This window comes from Mesobacillus campisalis (assembly GCF_000986785.1).
GTDB lineage: Bacteria > Bacillota > Bacilli > Bacillales > Cytobacillaceae > Mesobacillus_B > Mesobacillus_B campisalis.
Genome location: NZ_LAYY01000001.1, coordinates 82731 through 106449, shown reverse-complemented (window position 1 = coordinate 106449; position 23719 = coordinate 82731). Strand labels below are relative to the sequence as shown.

Annotated in this window: 21 protein-coding genes; 18 read left to right on the top strand and 3 right to left on the bottom strand. The window is 45.5% G+C overall.

Features of this window, described 5'->3' with window-relative positions; all coding sequences use genetic code 11:
• The first annotated feature begins 6 nt into the window (after positions 1-6).
• From leuC to WQ57_RS00425, 6 genes are all read left to right on the top strand, one after another.
• Positions 7-1431, top strand: coding sequence for a 3-isopropylmalate dehydratase large subunit (leuC, locus tag WQ57_RS00450; RefSeq protein WP_046521745.1), 1425 nt, complete (start codon positions 7-9; stop codon positions 1429-1431).
• A complete protein-coding gene (gene leuD / locus WQ57_RS00445; protein ID WP_046521744.1) occupies positions 1431-2063 on the top strand; it encodes a 3-isopropylmalate dehydratase small subunit in 633 nt (210 codons plus the stop codon). The genes leuC and leuD overlap by 1 nt, the downstream gene beginning before the upstream one ends.
• Before the next feature lie 29 nt (positions 2064-2092).
• Positions 2093-2332, top strand: a complete 240-nt coding sequence (locus WQ57_RS00440; protein ID WP_046521743.1) for a hypothetical protein — start codon at positions 2093-2095, stop codon at positions 2330-2332.
• 14 nt (positions 2333-2346) lie between these two features.
• Entirely contained in the window at positions 2347-3852 is a 1506-nt protein-coding gene (locus tag WQ57_RS00435) for a sodium:solute symporter family protein (protein ID WP_046521742.1), read from the top strand.
• Between the two features lie 79 nt (positions 3853-3931).
• Positions 3932-5176, top strand: coding sequence for an MFS transporter (locus WQ57_RS00430; RefSeq protein ID WP_046521741.1), 1245 nt, complete (start codon positions 3932-3934; stop codon positions 5174-5176).
• A 26-nt stretch (positions 5177-5202) separates the two neighbouring features.
• Positions 5203-5802: a flavin reductase family protein gene (locus tag WQ57_RS00425; protein WP_046521740.1), complete on the top strand. Its 600-nt coding sequence runs from the start codon at positions 5203-5205 to the stop codon at positions 5800-5802.
• A 220-nt stretch (positions 5803-6022) separates the two neighbouring features.
• On the opposite strand, the gene WQ57_RS27100 is transcribed toward WQ57_RS00425, so the two are convergent.
• The 3 genes from WQ57_RS27100 to WQ57_RS00415 all read right to left on the bottom strand — a co-directional run bounded on the left by WQ57_RS27100 (position 6023) and on the right by WQ57_RS00415 (position 7880).
• On the bottom strand, positions 6023-6202 hold the full coding sequence (locus WQ57_RS27100; RefSeq protein ID WP_277620267.1) for a sulfurtransferase TusA family protein: 180 nt from the start codon (positions 6200-6202) through the stop codon (positions 6023-6025).
• Positions 6203-6272: 70 nt separating this feature from the next.
• Positions 6273-7496, bottom strand: a complete 1224-nt coding sequence (gene yedE / locus WQ57_RS00420; protein WP_046521739.1) for a selenium metabolism membrane protein YedE/FdhT — start codon at positions 7494-7496, stop codon at positions 6273-6275.
• Positions 7497-7541: 45 nt separating this feature from the next.
• Positions 7542-7880 (bottom strand): DsrE family protein, encoded by a 339-nt coding sequence (locus WQ57_RS00415; RefSeq protein ID WP_046521738.1) that lies wholly within the window; start codon positions 7878-7880, stop codon positions 7542-7544.
• A gap of 186 nt (positions 7881-8066) precedes the next feature.
• On the opposite strand from WQ57_RS00415, the gene WQ57_RS00410 reads away from it, so the two are divergent.
• The 12 genes from WQ57_RS00410 (at position 8067) to WQ57_RS00355 (ending at position 23566) form a co-directional block, all read left to right on the top strand.
• Positions 8067-9260: a hypothetical protein gene (locus tag WQ57_RS00410; RefSeq protein WP_046521737.1), complete on the top strand. Its 1194-nt coding sequence runs from the start codon at positions 8067-8069 to the stop codon at positions 9258-9260.
• A 148-nt stretch (positions 9261-9408) separates the two neighbouring features.
• Entirely contained in the window at positions 9409-9963 is a 555-nt protein-coding gene (locus WQ57_RS00405; RefSeq protein WP_046521736.1) for a thioredoxin family protein, read from the top strand.
• Positions 9964-10105: 142 nt separating this feature from the next.
• A complete protein-coding gene (locus WQ57_RS00400) occupies positions 10106-10954 on the top strand; it encodes an NAD-dependent epimerase/dehydratase family protein (protein ID WP_046521735.1) in 849 nt (282 codons plus the stop codon).
• 27 nt (positions 10955-10981) lie between these two features.
• Positions 10982-11821 (top strand): aldo/keto reductase, encoded by an 840-nt coding sequence (locus WQ57_RS00395; protein WP_046521734.1) that lies wholly within the window; start codon positions 10982-10984, stop codon positions 11819-11821.
• A 258-nt stretch (positions 11822-12079) separates the two neighbouring features.
• On the top strand, positions 12080-13318 hold the full coding sequence (sstT, locus tag WQ57_RS00390; protein ID WP_046521733.1) for a serine/threonine transporter SstT: 1239 nt from the start codon (positions 12080-12082) through the stop codon (positions 13316-13318).
• 227 nt (positions 13319-13545) lie between these two features.
• Entirely contained in the window at positions 13546-14769 is a 1224-nt protein-coding gene (locus WQ57_RS00385) for an MFS transporter (RefSeq protein WP_046521732.1), read from the top strand.
• 593 nt (positions 14770-15362) lie between these two features.
• Entirely contained in the window at positions 15363-16736 is a 1374-nt protein-coding gene (locus WQ57_RS00380; protein ID WP_046521731.1) for a GntP family permease, read from the top strand.
• Positions 16737-16931: 195 nt separating this feature from the next.
• Positions 16932-17738, top strand: coding sequence for an ATP-dependent sacrificial sulfur transferase LarE (gene larE, locus WQ57_RS00375; protein WP_046521730.1), 807 nt, complete (start codon positions 16932-16934; stop codon positions 17736-17738).
• A 63-nt stretch (positions 17739-17801) separates the two neighbouring features.
• Positions 17802-19577 carry a sigma-54-dependent Fis family transcriptional regulator gene (locus WQ57_RS00370; RefSeq protein WP_046521729.1) on the top strand — a complete coding sequence of 592 codons (1776 nt, stop codon included), beginning with the start codon at positions 17802-17804 and terminating at the stop codon, positions 19575-19577.
• 259 nt (positions 19578-19836) lie between these two features.
• Positions 19837-21147, top strand: coding sequence for a four-carbon acid sugar kinase family protein (locus WQ57_RS00365; protein WP_046521728.1), 1311 nt, complete (start codon positions 19837-19839; stop codon positions 21145-21147).
• A gap of 88 nt (positions 21148-21235) precedes the next feature.
• Positions 21236-22240: a 4-hydroxythreonine-4-phosphate dehydrogenase PdxA gene (gene pdxA / locus WQ57_RS00360; protein ID WP_046521727.1), complete on the top strand. Its 1005-nt coding sequence runs from the start codon at positions 21236-21238 to the stop codon at positions 22238-22240.
• Positions 22241-22312: 72 nt separating this feature from the next.
• Positions 22313-23566 (top strand): nickel pincer cofactor-dependent isomerase, group 22, encoded by a 1254-nt coding sequence (locus WQ57_RS00355; RefSeq protein WP_241481449.1) that lies wholly within the window; start codon positions 22313-22315, stop codon positions 23564-23566.
• Positions 23567-23719: the final 153 nt, after the last annotated feature.

Sequence of the window (23719 nt, the reverse complement as noted above, 5' to 3'; positions counted from 1 at the left end):
GATCAAATGGGCAAGACATTGTATGAGAAAATTTTGGACCGCCATCTCGTTTCGGAAGAAAGAGATCAGCCTTCCCTGGTCTATATTGACCTTCACTTGGTCCATGAAGTCACCTCTCCACAGGCATTCGAAGGACTCCGGATCCAAAATCGCCAAGTGCGCCGTCCGGACTTGACATTAGCAACGATGGACCACAGCATTCCCACCAGGAATCGCTCACTGCCGGTCCAGGATGAGATTGCCCGCAAGCAAGTGGAAACACTTGTGGACAATTGCACTGACTTTGGAATCAAGTTATATGATTTGAAAAGTGCCAATCAAGGCATCGTCCATGTGATCGCTCCCGAACTGGGGATTACCCAGCCAGGACAAACAATTGTGTGCGGCGACAGCCATACTTCTACACATGGAGCATTTGGTGCCCTCGCATTTGGAATCGGCACAAGTGAAGTGGAGCATGTGCTTGCGACCCAAACCTTAAAGCAATATAAATCTAAAACTTTAGCGATCAATATTAAAGGGGATTTACCAAGAGGGACCACGGCAAAGGATTTGATTCTTGCAATTATTGGTCAATATGGCCATGATTTTGCGACTGGATATGTGATTGAATATCGCGGGGATGTGATCCGGAACCTTTCAATGGAAGAGCGAATGACAGTGTGCAATATGAGCATCGAAATGGGAGCGCGTGCAGGGTTGATTGCCCCTGATGAAACGACCTTCGATTATTTGAAAGGAAGGGGGTATGCGCCATCAGGCAGTGACTGGGAAGCAGCACTGACTGAGTGGAAAACACTCCATAGTGATGAAAACGCCCAGTTTGATTTGGAAATCGAGTTTGATGCAGAAAAGGTGACGCCGCAAGTGACCTGGGGAACAAATCCCGGACAAGTTGCCGGCATTTCCGCGACGGTGCCAACCCCGGAAGAACTTCCGCAGGCACAAAAGCGTTCCGCTGAAAAAGCCCTTCAGTATATGGGCCTCGCTCCGGGAACACCAATCACCGAGATTCAGATCGACAAGGTGTTCATCGGATCCTGTACGAATAGCCGCATCGAGGATTTGCGGAAAGCAGCAGCGATTGCGAAAGGCCGCAAAGTCGCCGAAAGGGTTGAAGCGCTGGTTGTACCGGGTTCACAGCTGGTGAAGAAGCAAGCGGAAGCAGAAGGACTGGATCAAATCTTTTTGCAGGCGGGGTTTGAGTGGCGTGAAGCCGGCTGCAGCATGTGCCTGGGCATGAACGATGACCTTGTAGGCCCGGAAGAGCGCTGTGCCTCGACATCAAACCGTAACTTTGAAGGACGGCAGGGGAAAAAGGCGAGAACCCATCTAGTAAGTCCAGAAATGGCAGCGGCTGCGGCGATTGCCGGGCATTTTGTCGATGTACGCCAATGGCCAGCAAAGGAACAGGAAGGAGTAATGGTATAATGCAGTCTTTTAAAAAAGTAACAGGAGTCGCAGCTCCATTGGATGCAGCAAATATTGATACGGATGCCATTATTCCCAAGCAGTTTCTAAAAAGAATTGAACGGACCGGATTCGGACAATTTCTGTTCTATGATTGGCGGTATGAAGATGGCAAAGAGAAACCCGATTTTGTGTTAAACATGGAACCATTCCGGAATGCGCCGATTCTTTTGGCAAGAAAGAATTTCGGCTGCGGCTCATCCAGGGAACATGCCCCGTGGGCTCTTTCAGAGTTTGGCATCCGCGTTATTCTTGCGCCGTCCTTTGCCGATATTTTTCATAATAATTGCTTCAAAAACGGAATCCTGCCGATTGTACTGCCGGAGGACGTCATCCAGTTTCTGTTTGACCAGGCGGAAGCTCAGCCTGGACTGAAGCTTACAGTGGATTTGGAGAGTCAAACAGTAAAAGGCCATGACGGATTTGAGGCAGTCTTTGAAATCGCTCCTTACCGGAAGCAATTATTGCTTGAGGGATTGGACGAAATAGGCGCCACTTTAAGAGCAGAGGAAAAAATCACTGCGTTTGAAGGGAGCCATAAAGTGTTTTATCCTGCCTTAGCGACTGCAAATAGTGTTGATAGCAACTCCTAACTCTCATCTGTGTTAAAGGGGGCAATTACATGAACAAAGACGTAAAAGAACCGATCCAGAAAAAGTGGATTTGGATCGGCCTAGTCATTATTTTACTAGGAAATGTTCCTTGGTATTTTTCCGATTCCATGGTAGAGCCTTATATTTTTGGTTTCCCTTTGTGGGGATTCATCATTTTAATTTTTTCAGTCATTTTAAGTGCGTACTTAAGCTGGATTTGCCTGACGCAATGGAACTTGGTTGAAGACGAAGAAGAAGCGAACAAATAGAGGGGGGATGACCCATGGGTGAATTAACGTTTGCAGGAATAGACGGAATTATCATTTTGTCAGCCTTTGCGATCATTATGCTTGTTATCGGCTATTTTTCCGGCCGGGGTGAAAAAAATATCCACGAAAGTTTAACAGGATATTATCTAGCAGGAAAAAATCTGGGAATCATTGCCCTGTTCTTTACACTATTTGCCACACAATATAGCGGGAATACCATCGTTGGCTATGCGCCTACAGCCTACCGAACAGGTTTTTCATGGCTGCAGTCTATTTCATTTATGACCATCATTATTGGGGTTTATCTGCTGTTCGCCCCTCGATTGTATGTTATTGCGAAAAAGCGGAACTTTGTGACACCGACAGATTGGCTGGAACATCGTTTTAACTCAAAAGGGATAACCCTCCTAGCCATTTTTCTGATGCTGTGGGGATTAGGAAACTACCTGCTTGAACAATTGGTGGCCATTGGCCAGGCCGTTTCAGGTATGACAGGGGGGACGATTCCGTATCAAATAGCTGTTCTGGCTTTTGTATTCGTCATGCTGGCTTATGAATGGATGGGCGGCATGAAGGCTGTTGCCTTCACAGATGTCATGCAGGGAATTGTTCTCTTGATTGGAATTTTTGCCTTCGTGGCCGGCGGAATTTATCTGGCCGGCGGAAGCTTCGGTTCGATAACCCAATTTATCGCCGAAACGGAACCGGCTAAGCTCGCGGTGCCGGCAGCGGAAGTAAATATCAACTGGTTTAGCATGCTTATTCTGGTTGGTCTAGGTGCCAGTATTTATCCGCACGCTGTACAAAGGATTTATGCTGCCCGCAGCGAAAAAACACTGAAGAAATCCTTTGCGCGAATGGCGTGGATGCCGCTTCTTACGACTGGGCTTGTTTTTCTGGTCGGGATTATTGGAATTAAACTGTTCCCAGGCTTGGAAGGGGGAGACTCGGAACAGCTGGTGGGGTTAATGGCCAATGAAATCGCTTCAATTAATAGTTTCTTCTATTGGATTATGATCATCTTCTTTGGCGGAATCGTCGCAGCCATTGTTTCAACGGCGGATTCTGTTTTATTAAGCTTCTCATCTCTGATCTCAAATGATGTTTATGGAAAGTTCATCAACCCTAAGGCGAGTGAGCATCGAAAAGTAATGGTCGGGAAAATCGTTGGCATTATTGCCATCTTCGGTTTGCTTTGGATTGCCTGGAACCCTCCAGGAACGCTTTACGAAATCTTCGTCCTGAAATTTGAATTGCTTGTCCAAGTCTTTCCTGCCTTCGTTTTAGGGCTTTATTGGAAGCGTTTAAATGGCAAGGCTGTTTTCTGGGGAATGGTCATTGGTGCCATTGTTGCAGGAGTCCTTACCTTTACCGGAAACAAAACGGTTTATGGCATCCATGGCGGAATCATCGGATTGTCGCTGAACTTTATCATCTGTATCGTTGGTTCGTATCTATCCTCCGCTTCTGCAAAGAAAGATCCTGTTCTGGAAGAAGATATGAATGTAGTCAATTTATAAGGTAAAAGAAACTAACTTCCCTCAGTTGGGTGATTCCTTGCTGAGGGTTAGCTGTTTAAGGCGGAAGAGGCGAAAAAGTATGGCAGATTTAATGGTAAAAAATAAGGCGGCATTCAATTCCGAACCATGGCGGATGCTGTTGTTCCTGCTATTGGCTCAGCTCCTGGTCGCCTTTGTCGGCCGCAGCATAGGGCCGCTCGGAGTCCTCATTGGAGAAGACCTGAGCTTGACGAAATCGCAAATCGGGATGCTGCCCGCCGCCCTTTTTTTAGGCCAGGCAATTGCTTCGGTTCCGGCCGGGTTTTTAACCGATAAGTTTGGATCACGAAGATTATTAATGGCTGCTGCGTTTTTCCTTGGTATCGGTTTTTTAATTATGACCTTCCTGAGCCAATTTTGGGCTGTCCTTCTTCTTGTCATCATTGGCGGTGTCGGCTATGGATCAATGCACCCCATTACGAACAAGGGAATTATTGAGTGGTTTGCGTTAAAACAGCGAGGAACGGCAATGGGAATTAAACAAATGGGGATAACAGCCGGATCAGCGCTTGCCGGCCTGATTTTACTGCCATTAGGGGCTGGGTATGGCTGGCGTCCTGTCGTATTTGGTGCTTGCGTCCTTTTGCTTTTCAGCGGCTGGATTGCTTCAATCCTATACCATGACCGGATAAGGGTTAAGAGTTCCGCGAACCGGGGTGGGCTCGTTGCTTTTTATAAGTCCATGTTTGGAATGCTCAAAAATAAATCACTCATGCTTGTCAGCTTAAGTGCTGCTGGATTAAACGGTTCACAAATGTGTTTAAATACGTACCTTGTGCTCTTTGCTTATGAAAAGTTTGGGATTACGCTCGTTTTGTCGGGAATCCTTTTTGTTATTTCTGAAGTGAGTGGGACCTTGGGGCGGGTTGCCTGGGGGATGATCAGCGACTTCTTGTTTAATGGAAACCGGGTTGTGATTTTACTTATAATTACAGTTCTGACTGCGCTTTCGAGCTTATCGGTTGCTTTGATTCCAAGTGCTACCTTCTGGACCTTGGTACCCATTATAAGCATATTTGGTTTTTCCGTCGCCGGTTTCAATGGCATTTGGATGAACCTGGCCAGTGAGATCGTCCATCCGGCCCAGGCAGGAATATCAAGCGGGGTTAGTATAATGTTTGGTTCCATCGGGGTTATTCTGATTCCACCCCTATTCGGTTTTATGGTCGATAGAACCGGAAGCTTTACATTTGGCTGGCTCTTCATTGCCGGATTGATGGCTGTGGTCTTTGTTATGCTTGCTTATTTAGCCTTGATTAGTAAAAAGGAAAATTCACCTGAATAGGAATTTTAGAGGGGAGAGGATTATGCATGGAATTTAATCCTGCAGAGCTTGGAGAAAAAGAAGTGTATAAATTGCTGAGTGGTTCGGTTGTGCCAAGGCCCATTGCATGGGTTTCGACCATTTCTGAAGCGGGGGTTCTTAATCTCGCGCCATACAGCTTTTTTACTGTTGCTTCCCGGAAGCCGCCTATGCTTTGCATCTCAGTAGGCCCGGGGGTTGGAGAAAGAGAGGGAACGGAGAAGGATACCCTTGTGAATATACGTTCCCAAAAAGAGTTCGTCATTAATGTTGTAAATTCTAAGCTTGGAAATCCCATGATGAAGAGCTCGGAAAACCTGCCGGCGGATGTAAATGAGTTTGAAGCCGCGGGTTTGACTCCCATAGATAGTGCTATCGTCAGTCCAAAACGAGTCAAGGAAGCCCCAATCCAAATGGAATGCAAGCTTGAACAAATCATTCCGCTTGGTTCTGACCACTTAATCATTGGACAAATGGTGCATTACCATATTCAAGATCAATATTATCTTGGAAATTATAAAGTCAATCTTGAAAAGCTGGATCCGCTCGGAAGGCTGGCCGGAAGTTTTAGTGAAATGAAAGAGCTGTTCCAATTGCCAAAACGGTGATTGTGATTGGGGCTGTGTCTTATTAGGACAGGTTCCGCAGGACTGATTTCAAAGCTGAACCCTTCTTTCAAACCTGAAAAAAAGCTTCCCATGGAGAATCCAGGCTTTTGAAGCCTGCTTTTTGATGGGAAGCACTTCCTTACTTTATACTAACTTCTTTGTATAAGGGGGAAACTCCTTTTTTGTTAAAAAGAAAAAACTAGCAAAAAACCAGCTAGTTTTATTTCACGACTTTTATATAAAAATAAAGGTCCTGCCCATCCTTGTGCGGCTCAGCGACAAGCTCATAGCCATGCCTGACCGCTTCTTCAGGAACATTTCGGAACGATTGCGGGCAATCGGCAATCACTTCGAGCACTTCCCCAATTTTCATCTCTTTTAGCGCATCCAGCGCATAAATGACGGGATACGGTCAAGGCTCCCCGCGGATGTCCAACGTGTAATCAATCTCAAGTTCTTGCGACAATATATTAAACCTCCTTTGCTGCCAATGGTCTTGATTCTTCTATCTTAATTCCTTTCCCATAACGGAAGTGTTTTTCCCACCAGCTGGAGAGAAGGAACCATAGTGCAAGCATGGCCAATGTCCCGATTAGGGCACCTGTTGCTCCCCACGTTTCAATCAGGTTCACTTGCGGCCATCCTTCTGCAAGTGCATTGAAAATCCCGAGGTGATCCCAGCCGTAGGCCAAAAGGGTCGCGCCGACGATATTGCCTGCTCCCACAACCCAGAAGAGCACCTGGCCTTCCATGGCCCGGTACATCATGCCTGTCTCGCACCCTCCGGCAAGAACGATTCCAAATCCAAATAAAAGACCGCCAATGACTGTGCTTGGAGCGGCGACTTTAATGATCTGGACAGCACCAGTTTGGATATAAATAAAAGTGAGAACGACACTGATAATCATTCCGACAGCGATGGCCTTCGACATGATTGCACGCCCGCTGATCCACATATCCCGGAAAGCGGAAGTAAAGCAGATTTGTCCTCTTTCAATCAAAATTCCGAAGAGGGCACCGGCAATCGCTCCAATTGCCAGAAGGTTTTTTCCTGTTGCGAATAAATAAATGATGATTCCTATATATATACAAGCGAACAGCCATCCTAAAACCGGCTGGATCCTGGTATTTTTCACCGCAGTTCTTTTGACTGCTTTTCCAGTGCTTTTACGCAGATTGGGCTTTCCCCGCCACCATTTCGTGTTCACTACCTTTACGCCAAGGTAGGTTCCAATTGCGGTCGTGACCATGAAAATCCATGCATGGAAAGAGAATTGCGGCACTCCCGTAAAAAACGCCGCCAGGTTGCAGCCGAGAGCAAGACGGGCGCCAAAACCGGCGATGATTCCGCCGGAAAATCCCTGGACGAGGCGCCGCCTTTGTCTCGGGAAACGAATCTTAAAGCTGTTGCTTAACAAGATGGTGATCAAGGCACCGGCCAGCATCCCAATCACGATCCAGCCATCTGTCCGGCTGATGGGCGTACCTTCCAATCCTACCAGCTGGAAGTAATCCCATTGCGACACATTCACTCCAACCAACTGCAAGATATGTCCACCCAATCTTGTAAACTCTCCGGTAACGGCCCAAACTGTTGCCGTGAGGCTAAAATACAAGGCGCTCACCAGGCCAGCGAGCCCTAAAGCAACATAGGGATTCCAATATTGATTGAATATTTTGTTGTACAGCTTCACCTTTGAGGTCCATCTCCTTTCGTTTAGGTTGCAAAGCCTAACTCATTAAGATAGTGTTAAAACTTCATATTTTGAAGCCAGCTCAATAAAGTCCGCCATGGAACTGATTTTTCCAGCTGTCAGCTGTTCCTGAACCTCGTAATAGTCAACACAGGTTTTGCAAGCCAAAACGTCGACCCCTTTGGATTCAAGTTCTTTTAGGTGGAGAGAAACAAGCGAGCGTTCTGTTAAGGTGAAAACACCGCTGTTCATACAAAAAACTGCCTTAGGCAGCTCCTCTTTTTGCTTAAGGATTGTGAAAAAAGTTTCCAAAATTCCTTCGCCTAATTCTTTTTCTCCTTTCCCAAGCTGGTCAGATGCAAGTAAAATCACTTTATTCTTCAAATCTTCACCCTCCCTGAAATCATAACACCATTTTAGCAAATAGCAGGTGAGGGACCTATCGGGATTTTGGATAGATGTGGTAGGTGTGTAGAGGTTTTTTCGATAATCTTTAAACCACTGGCCCTCATATTAACGGAATTATATAATTTAAAATAATGAAGCATAAACGCTGTGAAAGGAGCCCGCATGAGATTCCTGATTGAGTACAAGGATTTCAAAAGCAAGGAAACCAATAACAGGACATTACACTTGCTCGACACCTTTTTAAATGAACATCTAATCGGTAAATTCCATGGACATACCTTTGAGTGTATTCTGATCCGATTCATTCAGAATGCTCCGCGAACAAAAAAATTGAAGCTTAATTCCTTATATAAGACGATTGCGGAAGTGGAGGTGAATGGAGGTTTCAAAAATCCGGGTAAATTGGATCTGGAAGATTTTCAACACGGATTGATGAAGGTGGAAGAAGCCATTAAGAAAGTCAGATACATAGAACGGAAAGAACCAATGGATTTTCACGAAGAGGAACTGCTGGCTGACTATAGAAATGCTTTTTCGTTTGTTCCCAAAACGAAGGAAGAACTTAAAGACTACGCGAAAATTGAGCAGGAAATCTGGGTGAAAAACCAGGCGAAAAGGGCAGACTGTTTGATGTACAGCTGTTCCATCCACCCTCGTCCTTTAACCAGGAAAATAGTGGGGATTCGGATATACGACAAGTTTGAAAAGGGAACATTATCTCCCTATGATTATATTTATTCGGAGTTGTTTAGCAATCTATTAAGGAAGGCCAACGTGCTGCTTCCCAATTATGATGAAATTTACATCCATATTGGCGAGACAATGGACATGGCCAAACAGGAAATCGCATTGGAAACCTGGCATAAATATACGTATTCCACCCTTGATATCGCTGCATATTTAGCCGGTGACGAGCAGGTTAGGGCTGAGATGTTGTTTTATAGTGTCTGTGATGGGTTAAGGTTGATCTCCGAATTCGACCATCTAGAAAATGAAAAAATAGAGAAAGTCATCCACACGATCAAACAAAAAGGTCTTGATATGGAATTAACGTATGACTCTAAAACAAATAAAGACTATTTAGCGGAGATTGTTTACAAGGTACCAAAAAGCCACTTGGAAAAAGCGAAGTACAACCTTAAAGTGACAGATTTGACAACAGGGAAAACGTCTGTCAACCATATTGATTTTATTAATACTTTTTATGCCCCCTACAGTTTTGGCAAAATCATCATTAAAAAGAATCAGATTGTGCTAAAGGGAAGGGAAAGCTTCAGAGCGGAAATCTCAAGAGAAGCAGACAAGCTGCCTGATGAGTATGTCTTCAATATAGGTGAGCTTTTTCAAATCACTTAAGGCAATAAGGGTTTCCAGTGAGTACAGTTAATAAGTAGTATGAGTGTTAAAACCCAGGTTCAGGTGAAAAATTGTGTATAATCAATTGAGGGAATGCTCCTGTCAGGGAATTCTATAAAAAGTCACTACAAAAGGGCGAGGTGTCAATATGAAATCATTAAATGAGTGGTTTAAGCAGGGAATGACGACAACCGAATATATTTCAAGCATGAAAGTGAATCGGGAGGGCTTGCTGAAAGTGTACAATTCAAGTCACCTTGAAGAGAATCAAAGGGGCTTCCTTCACGGACTTCAGGATAAGAAGCTTCGGGCACTCATTCTTACGGCAGACTGGTGCGGAGATGCGATGGTCAACATCCCATTATTCCTGAGGATCGCCAATGAGGCGCTTATTGATGTCCGCTACTTTATTCGGGATGAGAATCTCGAACTGATGGATCAATATTTAACCAATGGGAAATCACGCTCGATTCCGATCATTGTCTTGATTGACCAGGAGGGCGAGGAAGTGGCAAAATGGGGGCCGCGTGCACCGGAAGCCCAAAGACTTGCTGATGAATTATTTGGGTCTTTGCCTCCAAAAGGCACACCTGAGTTTGACGAGGCATTTAAAAAAGCCATTCCGGCTTTCCAAAAAGGCCTGACAGAAGACAAAGCTCTTTGGGAATCAATCACCAAGGACATGCTGGCAGCATTGAAATAAAAGCAGAGGGACGGTTCTCGCGCTTCATTGAAGCAATAGAACCGTCCCTCTGTCTCTTTTTACTTGAAAAACTAAAGTTTTTTGCATATACTTAGTTCAGTCAAAGGACAAACTAAGTAGTTCCGGGAATGGGGAATTGAAAATGAAAAAGGTAGTCATTACAGGTGGAAGCGGTTTGCTTGGTTCTGCCGTCATAACCGAATTTTTGGAACATGAGTATGAAGTGGTAAATGCTGACCTGAAGCATCCAAAAGAAGCACTTTGCAGGACGGTCATTACAGACTTGACCAATCTGGGTGAGGTGTATGGGGTATTGGCAGGTGCCGATGCGGTCGTGCATCTAGCTGCGATTCCGGTTGCCTATTCCCATCCAAACGAAGTCACCTTCCAAAACAATGTGATGAGCACGTATAACATTTTGGAAGCAGCGGGAAATTTGGGAATAAAAAAGGCCGTTATCTCATCAAGTGAATCTTCCTACGGTATTTGTTTTTCCAGGCAAAACCTCGGTCCGCAATATGTACCAATTGATGAAGAGCATCCGCAGCTGCCGGAAGAAAGCTATGGGTTATCCAAAATTGTCAATGAGGAAACAGCTCATATGATCCACCGGAGGACCGGAATGCAAGTAGTATCCTTCAGGCTGGGAAATGTCATTTCTCCTGAAATGTATCAGAACTTTCCAGGGTTCATCCATGATCCTGAACAGCGCATACCGATTTTATGGAGTTATATTGATACACGTGATGCAGCAACTGCTTACCGGCTGGCCGTTGAGACAGACGGGCTGGGTTCTGTTGCCCTAAACATCGGGGCGGATGAAACCAGTATGGATATCGAGAGCAAACAATTGATGGAAAAATGCTTTCCGGATGTGAAAGACTTCAGGAAGGAACTATCGGGCTTCGAACCTCTGCTAAACAATGAAAAAGCCAAGAAACTCCTGAATTGGAAGCCCACTCATAAATGGAGAGACTATGTGAACCTATAATTCTATATATTGAAGGAGTGACAAACGATGACGAATGGTCTACAAAGCACGACTACTTTACATAATGGGGTGAAAATGCCATGGCTGGGCCTTGGTGTTTTCCTGGTCAAGGACGGCGAGGAAGTTGTCAATTCTGTCAAAACGTCTCTTGAATTGGGCTACAGAAGCATTGATACAGCTGCCGTGTACAAAAATGAAGAGGGAGTCGGCCAAGCGATTGCCGAGTCCAATGTACCTAGGGAAGAGCTGTTCATCACGACAAAAGTCTGGAACGCCGACCAAGGCTATGAAGCTACTCTAGCTGCATTTGAAACCAGCATGAAGAAACTGGGGTTGGACTACCTGGATCTTTATTTGATTCATTGGCCTCTTCCTTCCCAGGGCAAATATGTTGAAACGTGGAAGGCGCTTGAAAAGCTTTATAAAGATGGCCGTGTCCGCGCCATTGGGGTAAGCAATTTTAAGATTCACCATCTTGAAGAACTCATTGCCAATAGCGAAATTGTCCCAATGGTCAATCAGGTGGAATATCATCCGCGATTTAATCAGCGGGAACTGCATGAATTCTGCAAAAAGCACAGCATCCAGCTTGAAGCATGGTCACCGCTGATGCAAGGCGGCCTGCTCGAGGAACCAGCCTTGGTTGAAATCGCCAATAAATATAATAAATCCACCGCCCAAATCATCATTCGCTGGGATATCCAGACTGGAGTCGTAACGATCCCTAAGTCGGTCAAGCCGCACCGTATCGCTGAAAATGCGGATGTCTTTGATTTTGAACTCACACAGGAAGACATGGAGCAAATCAATGCCCTTAATCAGGACCAGCGCCAGTTTGCGGATCCGGATGACTTTGATAAAATATAATCGTACTTATGCACCTATCAAGCATAACCTTTCCTCCATTGAAGAAGGGTTATGCTTTTTTGTGCCATCTATTCTGAATTGTAAAACTATTCTTTACATAGTATTTTTATTATTGTAAAGTAGTATAAGAAAAGCTATAATAAATCTATCGCAAAAAGACAGTTGTCTTTTTAGAAGGGACTGCAGATGATTTAGGCATTTATAATTCTTTCTAATGGTTATTATTTTAACAGACTAGAATAATGGGGGAATATTTCTATGAAAAGTTTATGGGGAATGTGGAGCAGGCTGAGCCTCGTGAAGCAAATCATGATTGGATTGGCAGTCGGGATCCTGCTTGCCGTACTGGCTCCCAGTGCAGGGAAACCGCTTGTCATCCTCGGATCTTTATTCGTGGGTGCGTTAAAAGGGATCGCACCTGTACTTGTATTCTTTTTGGTGATGGCAGCCATCGTCCAGCATAAAAAAGGTGCGAAAACCAATATGAAAACCGTTATCGCGCTTTATCTGTCAGGGACCTTTTTTGCGGCGGTGGTGGGCGTAATCGCCAGCTTTTTATTCCCTGTCGAGCTGACACTGGCGACAGGCGCTGAAGGTTTTACCGCCCCTGGCGGTGTAGTGGAGGTTCTTCGTACATTATTGATGAACGTCGTCGATAATCCATTCAATGCGATTGCGAATGCAAACTATATTGGGATTTTAGCGTGGGCGCTGGTTCTCGGTTTTGCTTTAAGAAGTGCATCTGATTCAACTAAAACATTGATATCCAATATTTCAGATGCTGTTACGAAAATGGTAGGCTGGGTCATCAAGTTTGCGCCGTTCGGAATCATGGGGCTTGTCATCGAATCCATCACGACCAATGGTCTTGAGTCCCTATTAGGGTACGGAAAGCTTCTTGCTGTCCTAGTCGGGTGCATGCTCTTTGTGGCTTTTGTCATGAATCCGCTGCTCGTTTATGTGACGGCACGGAGAAACCCATATCCGCTGGTTTGGACGGCTGTAAAAGTAAGCGGAATGACGGCCTTCTTTACCAGAAGCTCCGCCGCAAACATTCCTGTGAACATGGAATTGGCCAAAAAGCTGGGCTTAAATAAAGATTCTTATTCTGTTTCCATCCCGCTGGGAGCCACCATCAATATGGCGGGCGCTGCGATTACAATTTCCGTCCTGACACTTGCTGCGGTTCATACATTGGGCATCCAGGTGGATTTCGCCACAGCCCTCATCCTTAGTGTATTGGCAGCTGTCAGTGCATGCGGAGCTTCCGGTGTCGCAGGCGGTTCACTGCTCCTGATTCCTCTGGCAAGCAGCTTGTTTGGTATTCCAAATGAAGTGGCGATGCAGATTGTTGGAGTCGGCTTCATCATCGGTGTCGTTCAGGACTCCGTTGAAACGGCACTCAATTCATCAACAGATGTCGTTTTCACCGCCGCAGCAGAATATAAAGAACTGCGCAAAGAAGGTAAAGCAGCAGAAATACACGAAATCGCGTAAAACTTGGGGACGGTTCTTGTGCTTCAAAAGAAGCACAAGAACCGTCCCTTTTTCTTTGGATATTTTCACCTACTTACACTATGTGCTAAGTACACAATAAAAATGAATCCCTCGTCCCGTGTACTTCCGCCTCCTTTTTTTAACACTCGACCCAAGTAAGCAAGCAAAGATTCTACCGCATTAGGAACCTCCATATATTGTATAAAAACCAGTGGGAGCATAAGAGATTGGATAAACAAAATTTACGATACAGGTGGATTGTTTTGGGTTGTGTGCTGTTTACCTATCTATTGATGTCCACTCAGCGGACAGCTCCGGGTTTGGTCACAAATGAAGTGATGAGGGAGTTTTCGGTGAATGCTTCGACTATTGGGCTCCTGGCGAGCATTCAGTTTTTGGTTTATACGGCGCTGCAAATTCCGATGGGGCTGTTTGCGGACCGCTTTGGGCCCAACTTTTTTCTGGTCGGCGGTCCTCTTCTAACCGGGACGGGAACCATCATTTACAGTCTTGGCACACATGAAGTGGTCTTGTTTTTTGCCAGGACCCTTACGGGAATTGGCGATGCGACCATCTGGGTCAATATGGTGCTGATTTTGAGCCGGTGGTTCAATGTCAGGGAATTTTCCTCTTTAATTGGAATTGCGGCGATGACGGGGAGCCTCGGGTTTCTGGTGGCGACCGTCCCGTTTGCAGCCTGGATTGATCTCCTTGGATGGCGACCAGCGTTTTTTTCGACTGGGATCCTTTTATGTGTATGTGCGTTTCTTCTCTACTTTGTACTGGTGAAAAAACCAAATCAGCCCCTGTTTGAGAAAAGGAAAATCAAACGTGAAAAAACGGCCGGGCTGTTGCGGAGGATCATGTCCAGCCGGCAAGCATGGGCGCTGTTTCTCTGCCACTTTGGGCTTGTCGGTACCTATGTGGGTTTCATCGGTTCATGGGCGGTGCCTTATGGGATGGATGTGTACGGAATGTCCCGGACGGAAGGCAGCCAGCTCGTTTTAATCGGTTTGGTGGGAGCTCTCATCGGTGCTCCATTGGCTGGTCAGCTATCAAGCATGCTGGGAATGATTAAAAAGCCTTATATCGTCGTGCATGCCTTAATTGTTCTGTGCTGGTCAGCCTTCCTCGTTACTGGGGCGAATCCGCCGCTTTTCTTTTTGACCATCCTTTTCTTTGTGATAGGTCTTGCATACGGCGCCAACGCCTTAACATTCGCTGCGGTGCGGCAATCTTTTCCGGTGGGCGAGTCAGGCATCGCCTCGGGGTTCGCGAACACAGGCGGTTTCTTGAGCGCCGTCTTGCTGCCCAGCATTTTTGGTCTCGTATTAGATCAATTTCATGGTTACTACTACGGGTTTATTACCCCCGTCGTCTTTTCAGCAATCGGGTTAATTGGGGTACTATTGATGCAAAGGGACGGTTCTCGTGCTTCAGAGGAAGCATGAGAACCGTCCCTTTGTTTTATTATGAGAAAAAGATGCCTCAATGAAAATACAAAACTGTTGAAAAAAGAAACATAAAATAATATAAAATGTCCACAAAGTCCCCTTGACAAGATGGCCAGAAGGCGATAGAATTCACTTACAGCAACAAGTGATGCGATAAACAACATTTCTCATATGTTCTACATTAATTTGGAAGTTCAATTGGAAAAGTGTTGCATTTTATGCTATCTCTTCCGGTGAAGCTTAGCTTGCTCCATAATAACCGCGCTTACAAAATTAGGTTCTAACAAATCTGTCTAGTTTATTCCTTTTATTGTAAGCACTTGCAGTGCGGCGAAAACAGCAGGCAAAACCCATCCTATATCTGGAAGTTGCAAAATGAAACACATTCCTGTCCGTGCACTTCTAAAGGCTTCCCTGCCAAGTAATCATCGGGGATGTTTTGACTGATTTGAAACCGCCTTCTTTTGATGATGAAAGCGCTCTGGCCTCGTAGAATGTAACGTCCTTTTTATGTCAAAAATGAGAAATGGTATCCATCCATATTTTTTAACTTTAAATGAAAACATTTACAGAACAAGGGGGAGTATACTATGGAACCAACAGGCATCCAAATGGTTTCCGGATTAATACTAGGGGTAATTGTACTAATTTTGCTTGTTTTAAAAACGAAAATCCACGCTTTCGTGGCATTGATTATTGCTGCTTCGATTGCGGGTCTTGTGGGAGGCATGGTTCCTGGTGATGTGGCTGCGGCCATTTCCGGAGGATTCGGGAGCACGCTTGCATCGGTCGGTATCGTAATTGGTCTTGGTGTCATGATGGGCCGCATCCTCGAAATTTCAGGTGCTGCCGAAACACTAGCCTACTCGTTAATCAAATTTGTCGGAAAGAAAAGGGAAGAATGGGCAATGGCGATTGCCGGTTACATTATTTCAATTCCAATCTTTCTTGACTCTGCCTTTGTTATCTTGAATCCTTTGGTTAAGACGCTTTCCAGGAAAACTGGGAAATCCGTAATCTCAATTGGTGTTGCTTTAGCTGTAGGTCTAGTGCTTACACACTCATTGGTCCCTCCAACACCGGGTCCATTGGGAGTAGCGGGTATCTTCGGAGTGGACATTGGCATCATGATAGCAATGGGTCTAGTGTTCGCGATTCCGCTGATGATTGTCGGTGTTTTGTATGCAAAATGGCTAGGGAAGAAAATCTACCAAATTCCTGATGATTCGGAATCAGGCTTCTCCAGACCTGAAAAACCAATGACGTATCCGGAAATGGTGGATATTATTAATGACAGATCAAAAGAACTGCCTTCCTTTGCACGTTCCATTATGCCAGTTATAATTCCGATTCTGCTGATATTTGTGAATACTACGCTGGCTGCTTTGGAGTTAACTCAAGGTATTTATGGAATCCTGATCTTCCTTGGCCAGCCGATCATTGCGGTTGCCATTGGTCTGATAGTTGCAATCTATGCTTTAGCCAGACAGCGGGGACGCTTGGAAACGCTTGAAGAGATGGAAAAAGGAATCCAGGATGCGGGTATTATCCTGCTTGTTACTGGTGCCGGCGGAGCGCTTGGAAATGTATTGCGCGAAAGCGGCACAGGGGATTACATTGCCCAGCAGATTGCTGATATTGCGATGCCGGCTGTGCTCATTCCGTTCTTTGTTGCTACGATGGTTCGTTTAATCCAGGGTAGCGGAACGGTTGCCATGATTACGGCAGCCTCCATTTCAGCACCTATCCTTGCTCAAATGGATGTAAATATGGCACTTGCTGCTATGGCTGCTTCTTTGGGTTCGCTTATCTTCTCATATTTTAACGACAGCTTCTTCTGGGTTTCCAACCGTATGCTGGGTATCAAAGAAGTTAAAGAACAAATCATGGTATGGTCTGTGCCGACGACGCTTATGTGGTTCGCAGGATTTATCTGCCTTTTGATTGCCAACATGATTCTTTAAGATGATAATATAATGAAAAGGGTCCATCCTTTATGGGCCCTTTTTCTATAGAAATCTTTAATTATAATGGCTGAAATCGCTTTATAAATGGCTTTTCCTTTGAAAAGAAATCGCTTATAATGGAAATGTGTTGCAAAATGCAAATATCCGGAAGTCATTATAAATGAAAACAACTTAGACAGGTGGGAATATAGAATGCAAGCTAAATATGAAAAACTGAAAGAAATTCTGAAAGAAATGGACAATGTCGTTGTTGCGTTTTCCGGCGGTGTCGATAGCACACTGCTGTTAAAAGTAGCGGTGGATGTTTTAGGAACCGAAAAGGTCCTGGCCGTAACAGCTGATTCCGAGACATACCCTTCAAGTGAACTGGAAGAAGCAAAGAAGCTTGCCAAATGGATCGGGGCTAACCACCAGGTGATTGAAACCTCTGAACTGAATATCCCGGGTTATGCGGAAAATGACCGGAACCGCTGCTATTTCTGCAAAAATGGACTGTTCGAAGAAATCGTCCCAATCATGCAGGAAAAAGGGTTCAAGAATGTTGTCTACGGCTTGATTGCGGATGATATGAGCGAGCACCGTCCAGGAGTTCGTGCAGCCCAGGAACATGGGGTACGCGGACCGCTTCAGGAAGCAAACCTTTATAAGGAAGAAATCCGCGAGCTTTCCAAACAATTAAATCTTCCTACCTGGGAAAAACCATCCTTTGCCTGTCTTTCATCGCGAATTGCCTATGGAGAAAGAATTACACAGGAAAAGCTGACCAAGGTGGAGAAATCCGAGGCATATATCAAGAGCCTGGGAATCAGGCAGGTGCGCGTCCGTACCCATGAAGACATTGCCAGGATCGAGGTAGAACCGCAGGAGATGCAGCTTGTTTTATCCAACCATAATGCAATCGTGGAAAACCTCCAGTCATTCGGCTATAAGTATGTGTCCCTTGACCTTCAGGGCTATGTGAGCGGCAGCATGAACAAAGTGTTGAAAAATGGCCAGTAGCCAAAGAGAAGTTTTAGGAAAAGGAAGCATAGATGATTTGTGCAGCAAAGGGTGAGTTGGAACATGATTAAAGCATTGGCTATCGTCCCGTATGAGGGGCTGTATGAAATGATGAAAGAAGTTGCTCAGGAAGTTGAAGATATCCAGCTGCATATTGAGCTTGGGAACCTGCAGGAAGGAGCTGCGATTGCACGGGAGGCTGAACATGAAGGCTATCATGTGATTATCAGCCGCGGTGGTACAGCTTCGCTGATACAGGAGGCTGTATCCATCCCGGTGATTGACATCCAGGTATCGGGGTATGATGTGCTTCGCATTTTAACCCTTGTGAAAGGATTTTCCCGAAAAGCGGCGATTGTGGGCTTCTCCAATATCACGCATGGCGCGTCAACGATTTGCAAACTGCTGGACTTTGACATCGAAACATTGACCATCACCAAAGAAACAGAAGTCAAAGAAATTTTAACGGGTCTCAAAAAGCTTGATTGCGAAGTGGTCATCGGGGACGTGGTCACAGTCCAGGCTGCCAGGGAGCTAGGCTTGACAGGGGTGCTGATCACCTCTGGAAAAGAAGCCATTTTGGATGCCTTTGAACAAACGAGAAGGTCATACCGCATCTATTCGCGCCTGCAGAAGGATGTTTCATTCTATAAACATCTTCTGGATTGCGGCGGGCAGGCTATTGCGGTTATGGATCAAGAAGAGAACCTTGTGTATACAAATGAAACGTTTTACAAGGAATTCCAATGGGGAAAACTGAGGAATTTGCCAGGAATGAAGCAGCTGCTCCAGGAAAGCCTCATCTCCAATGACAAAATCACTAAAACACTTCATCTTAATGAGGGATTCTGGAACATTTCTACATGCACCATGGATCGCCACACGATCATCATGATGAATAAAACAAATTTCAATCAGGAAAATGTTCAAGGCATTGATCGGGATCTGAGTGCCATCGAGCTTCATATGTCTGTTCCGTATATTCCAATGACGGGAAAAAGCGAAGCCTTTCAGCGGGTGCTGCAGCAAATAGATGAATACAGCACCATGAAAGACCCTGTATGGATTTTTGGCGAAAAGGGAACTCGGAAAAGTGTGGCAGCCCACTCCATCTATTTAAAAAGGGAGCAAGGCAATGGACCTTTTATCATCCTCCACGGAGAACGATTAAAGCGGGACCAGCTTAAGGACCTGCTAAACGAAGCTTTTTTCCATAAATACAGCAACGGGGTCTTGTTCCTGAAGAACGTTGATAAAATGAGCTCCTATATACAAAAAGAACTCCATGCCATTCTGCAGATGGAGGGCAGTAACAACCTGAAATGGCTGGTTTCCTCCAGGGATGACATCGCAGAAAAAGTGAGCAGCGGGGAGTTTTACCCCGATTTGTATCATTCTTTGGCAGCATTAACCATCCACATCCCGCCGCTAAGGCAACGAAGGCAGGATATCGAGGATCTGGTGCATGTGTTTATCTCGGAGCTTCATCCGAAATACGGCAACGGAGTCGTCGGGATACGGCAGGATGCCCTCGATAAACTCATTCACTATGACTGGCCGGGAAATGTGGAACAGCTGAGGCAAGTGATTGAACAGCTATTCTTACAATCTCATGCCTATTATATCGAGAAGGAAGAAGTAGTTGATCTTTTTAACCAGCTGGAGCAACAAGACAAGAAGAACGACGCCCTCACACCCGTTGATTTAAGCGGTACACTTGAAGAAATTGAAAAACAGGTGATTGCGAAAGTTCTGGAAGAGGAAGGACTGAACCAGTCCAAGGCGGCTAAACGTTTGGGAATAAACCGTTCTACATTATGGCGCAAGCTGAAAGAATAGCTTGCGTTTTTATTATGCCGCTTTGTTGCAAAAAGCAACGTTATCAAAATAAAAATAAAAAGTTACACTTAAGTATTGCTTAATGCAACGTTTTAATTTACACTATGTATGTAAGCGTTTTGCATGTGAAACAGAAAACCCAATTTAAAAAAGCCGTTCTTGCTTCAGATCTAATAAGGGTAATAAATCCATGCATAGACATTATGAGCGAAATTGCACACTAAACAAACAGGATCACAGAGTAAAGGGGGGAGAGCAGGTGAAACTAGCTGTTATCGCCGATGACTTAACAGGAGCTAATGATACAGGCGTCCAATTTGCCAAAAAAGGGCTGAATACAACCGTATTATTTGCACATACACAATTGCAGCCATCCCATTTTAATGAGGATGTGATTGTTTTAAATTCAGACAGCCGTGCCTTAGGTGCAGAACAGGCATATGAGGCCGTTTATCAACTATCGCGACAATTAGAAAACCTGGGTGCCGGCAATATCTTCAAAAAGATTGATTCCACCATGAGGGGAAATATCGGACCTGAGATTGATGCGGTCATGGATGTTTTTAATTATACGACTTCATTTGTGGTTCCGGCTTTTCCTAAGAGCAATCGAACGACCGTCCAAGGGAAGCACTATGTGAATGGTGTCTTGCTGGAAGAAACAGAAATTGCACATGATCCTGCTTGCCCTGTAAAAGAAAGCTATCTGCCAAAATTGCTGCAGGAGCAAAGCAAGCGGGAAGTTCAGCTGATTTCGATTGATGATGTCAAAAAAGGTAAAAACCATCTATCCCAAGTCATGAAGAATGTGTCTTCAGGCGAGGGTTCGAACATCATTATTGTGGACGCAGCGGCTGATGAAGACCTTGAGATTATCGTTGAAGCTGCCGAATCCCTGGAGAAAAAGGCCCTTTGGGTTGGCTCGGCGGGAATTGCCTATCATCTTTTCGGCACTGATGAGAGCCAGGAGCCGGAAGCAGCTCCCCAAGCGGGTGAACGGGATCCGGTGCTCTTGGTGGCTGGAAGTGTCAAGTCCATCACTGAGGATCAGATTCAATATTTAAAAGAAACCAATCATGTTGCAGAAATTGTTCTATCTCCAGAGGAATTCTTTTTTGCAAATAAGCGAAAACTAGAAATTGAGCGCATTGTGAAAACTGGCCAGGAACTGCTTGATAAAGGCGATTTGGTGGTCAGCACCGACCGCAGGCAGGAGACAATCGCTAAAGTCAAGGAGCTCCAGCAAACCCTGGGCCTGACCAACTTCGAAGTGGGCCACACCATTGCTGAGGCTATGGGGGAAATTGCCGGCAGATTAATTGAAAGTCGGAGCATCTGCGGAGCTGTCCTCACAGGCGGTGATATTGCCGGAGAGGCGTGCAAGGTGTTAAACGGTGAAGGGATACGGGTAATTGGGGAAGTGGAAGCCGGAATTCCTTACGGGAAGTTGTTCGGCGGCTCCTTTGACGGCCTTCCACTGGTGACAAAAGCAGGTGCCTTTGGAACCGAAAAGGCCTTTGCCAAGGCACTTCAAACCCTTACGCAAGCTGATTCACATGTTAAAAGCTGATGGGTGAACCAATCAGGCTATATACAGCATCTTTCTTTCAGGAGCAGATGCGAGAACTTATGAGACGAGAAAATGGGAGGAAACTATGATGGCTACAACTAAACCAACAATCGCAATTACAATGGGGGATCCTTCAGGAGTCGGCCCGGAAATTATCGTAAAATCCTTGAATGACGAAAAGATTTATGAGAACTGCTCTCCATTCGTGATCGGCGACCTTAAAATTTTAAAAAGAGCGTTGGAAGTTACCAATATCAATCTGGAACTGAACAGCATTTCAAATCCGGAAGAAGGCAAGTACCAGGCAGGTACGATTGACATCCTTGACCTTAATCTCGTTTCTGAGGACCTTCCTTGGGGACAGGTTTCCTCCGAGGCAGGAAATGCGGCGTTCCGCTATTTGGAAAAGGCTATCGGATTTGCAAATGAACAAAAAATCCAGGGAATCTGTACTGCACCACTAAACAAGGAAGCTCTTCATAAAGCGGGCCATATCTATCCTGGCCATACGGAAATCCTTGCCGAACTTACTGGTACAAAGGATTTCGCCATGATGCTTTCTGCACCAGGCCTTAGAGTCATCCATGTTACAACCCATATTGGATTGATGGATGCGATTAATAAAATTAACCCTGAACGTCAATATACAGTCATCAAGCTTGCACATGATACGCTGAAGAAAGCAGGCATTCAAAATCCGCGCATCGCTGTATGCGGCATCAACCCGCATGCCGGCGAAAACGGCCTGTTCGGAAATGGCGAAGAAGAAGAAAAAATCGTTCCGGCTATTGAAAAAGCCCAGGCAGAGGGAATCGATGTGCAAGGTCCGCTTCCAGCTGATACCCTATTCTTCAGAGCGAAGCGCGGCGACTTTGATATCGTGGTTGCCCAGTACCATGACCAGGGGCATGGACCAATCAAAGTATTGGGCCTTGAAGCTGGCGTCAATATTACGGTCGGCCTGCCAACCATCCGTACAAGCGTTGACCACGGAACCGCTTTTGATATCGCCGGTAAAAACATTGCCGATGAGCTGTCATTAAAAGAAGCGATCCGCATGGCAATTGAATTGGCTCCGGATCAATTATCTTAAGGAACAGAAAATGGAAGCAAGGGGTCTGCAAGGCCTCTTGCTGCCTTTTTATTATTTCGAAAGGGGAGTTGGATGATGTCTTTTCCTAAAATGGCCAAAATAAGACAACATTTTCACGTTGAGAGTCTGGAGAACATCCCTGCTGCGATTGCAGAACAATTTGCTGCTGTTAAGGCTGACGAAAAAATCAAGCCTGGGATGGAAATTGCGATTACAGTGGGAAGTCGGGGGATTAACAATATCCCGCTGATTGTCAAAAGTGTCGCAGAGGAAATCAAGAAAAGAGGCGCAACCCCGTTCATTATTCCGGCTATGGGAAGTCATGGCGGAGCGACTGCTGAAGGGCAAATCGAGGTGCTGGAAGGGCTTGGGGTGACCGAAGAATCCACCGGCTGCGAAATCCGTTCCTCCATGGAAGTGGATGTAATTGGCGAAACCTCTGAAGGGGTACCTGTTTATATCGACCAGCATGCGAATAAGGCGGATGGCATCATCGTCATGGGCCGGATTAAGCCGCATACTGATTTTAAGAATAAAATAGAAAGTGGAATCCTGAAAATGGCGTCCATTGGGATGGGCAAACATAAACAGGCGCTGGCTTTACATACTTACGGCATCAAAGGAATCAGTGAAATGATGCCTGAGGTGGGAAAAGTCGCGATCGCGAATTCCAATACCCTGTTCGGAGTTGGGATTGTGGAGAACGCCCATGAAGAAACAGCGATCATTGAGGCGATTGAACCGGACGAAATTGAAAAGCGTGAGCGTGAACTGCTGAAGCAAGCGTTTAAGCTGATGCCAAGCCTGCCGGTTGAGGATATGGACATCCTCGTTGTCGACGAAATCGGGAAAAACTACAGCGGCACCGGCATGGATACGAATATCATCGGCCGCATTCGCGTACTGGGTGTGGAAGAGCCGAAAAAGCCTAGCGTGAAATATGTGATAGCTTCCAATCTGAGTGAGGCCAGCCACGGGAATGCCCTGGGAATCGGTTTGGCCGATTTGACGACACAGCGTTTATACGAAAAAATCGATTTGAAAACGATGAATGAGAATGTGGTCACCAGTACGTTTTTAGCCCGTGCTGCAATCCCAATTGTCCTCGACAATGACCAGGAAGCATTAAAAGCGGCGCTCCGTGCCACTTGGGGCGTAGCTGCGGAAGAGGCCAGGATTGTACGGATTCCAAATACCCTCCATATCGGGGAGTTATACGTGTCCGAAGTGATTTTTAACGAGCTGAAAGATCAAAAAAATATTGAAGTACTAGAGGATTTGCAGGAAATGAAGTTTGATGAAAATGGGTATTTCCTGCCAATGTAATAGTGGAAAACAGCTTCCTGGGCGGGAGCTGTTTTTTTTGTGGTGCGGGATTCTTTTGGTCCTGAAAGGAAGGCATCTTGTCCGAAATCAGATCGTATTAGGACAAGATGCTGCTGAAATCTGGGCGCGGAGTCCGAAAACAGTCCGTAATCG

What these genes read in the sequence shown, in the direction of transcription:
- leuC (WP_046521745.1), top strand. Translation starts at nt 7, where the DNA reads ATGGGCAAGACATTGTATGAGAAAATTTTGGACCGCCATCTCGTTTCG.
- WQ57_RS00355 (WP_241481449.1), top strand. Translation starts at nt 22,313, where the DNA reads ATGATGTCTTTTCCTAAAATGGCCAAAATAAGACAACATTTTCACGTT.
- sstT (WP_046521733.1), top strand. Translation starts at nt 12,080, where the DNA reads ATGAAAAGTTTATGGGGAATGTGGAGCAGGCTGAGCCTCGTGAAGCAA.
- WQ57_RS00425 (WP_046521740.1), top strand. Translation starts at nt 5,203, where the DNA reads ATGGAATTTAATCCTGCAGAGCTTGGAGAAAAAGAAGTGTATAAATTG.
- larE (WP_046521730.1), top strand. Translation starts at nt 16,932, where the DNA reads ATGCAAGCTAAATATGAAAAACTGAAAGAAATTCTGAAAGAAATGGAC.
- leuD (WP_046521744.1), top strand. Translation starts at nt 1,431, where the DNA reads ATGCAGTCTTTTAAAAAAGTAACAGGAGTCGCAGCTCCATTGGATGCA.
- WQ57_RS00410 (WP_046521737.1), top strand. Translation starts at nt 8,067, where the DNA reads ATGAGATTCCTGATTGAGTACAAGGATTTCAAAAGCAAGGAAACCAAT.
- WQ57_RS00405 (WP_046521736.1), top strand. Translation starts at nt 9,409, where the DNA reads ATGAAATCATTAAATGAGTGGTTTAAGCAGGGAATGACGACAACCGAA.
- pdxA (WP_046521727.1), top strand. Translation starts at nt 21,236, where the DNA reads ATGGCTACAACTAAACCAACAATCGCAATTACAATGGGGGATCCTTCA.
- WQ57_RS00440 (WP_046521743.1), top strand. Translation starts at nt 2,093, where the DNA reads ATGAACAAAGACGTAAAAGAACCGATCCAGAAAAAGTGGATTTGGATC.
- WQ57_RS00400 (WP_046521735.1), top strand. Translation starts at nt 10,106, where the DNA reads ATGAAAAAGGTAGTCATTACAGGTGGAAGCGGTTTGCTTGGTTCTGCC.
- WQ57_RS00395 (WP_046521734.1), top strand. Translation starts at nt 10,982, where the DNA reads ATGACGAATGGTCTACAAAGCACGACTACTTTACATAATGGGGTGAAA.
- WQ57_RS00370 (WP_046521729.1), top strand. Translation starts at nt 17,802, where the DNA reads ATGATTAAAGCATTGGCTATCGTCCCGTATGAGGGGCTGTATGAAATG.
- WQ57_RS00430 (WP_046521741.1), top strand. Translation starts at nt 3,932, where the DNA reads ATGGCAGATTTAATGGTAAAAAATAAGGCGGCATTCAATTCCGAACCA.
- WQ57_RS00380 (WP_046521731.1), top strand. Translation starts at nt 15,363, where the DNA reads ATGGAACCAACAGGCATCCAAATGGTTTCCGGATTAATACTAGGGGTA.
- WQ57_RS00435 (WP_046521742.1), top strand. Translation starts at nt 2,347, where the DNA reads ATGGGTGAATTAACGTTTGCAGGAATAGACGGAATTATCATTTTGTCA.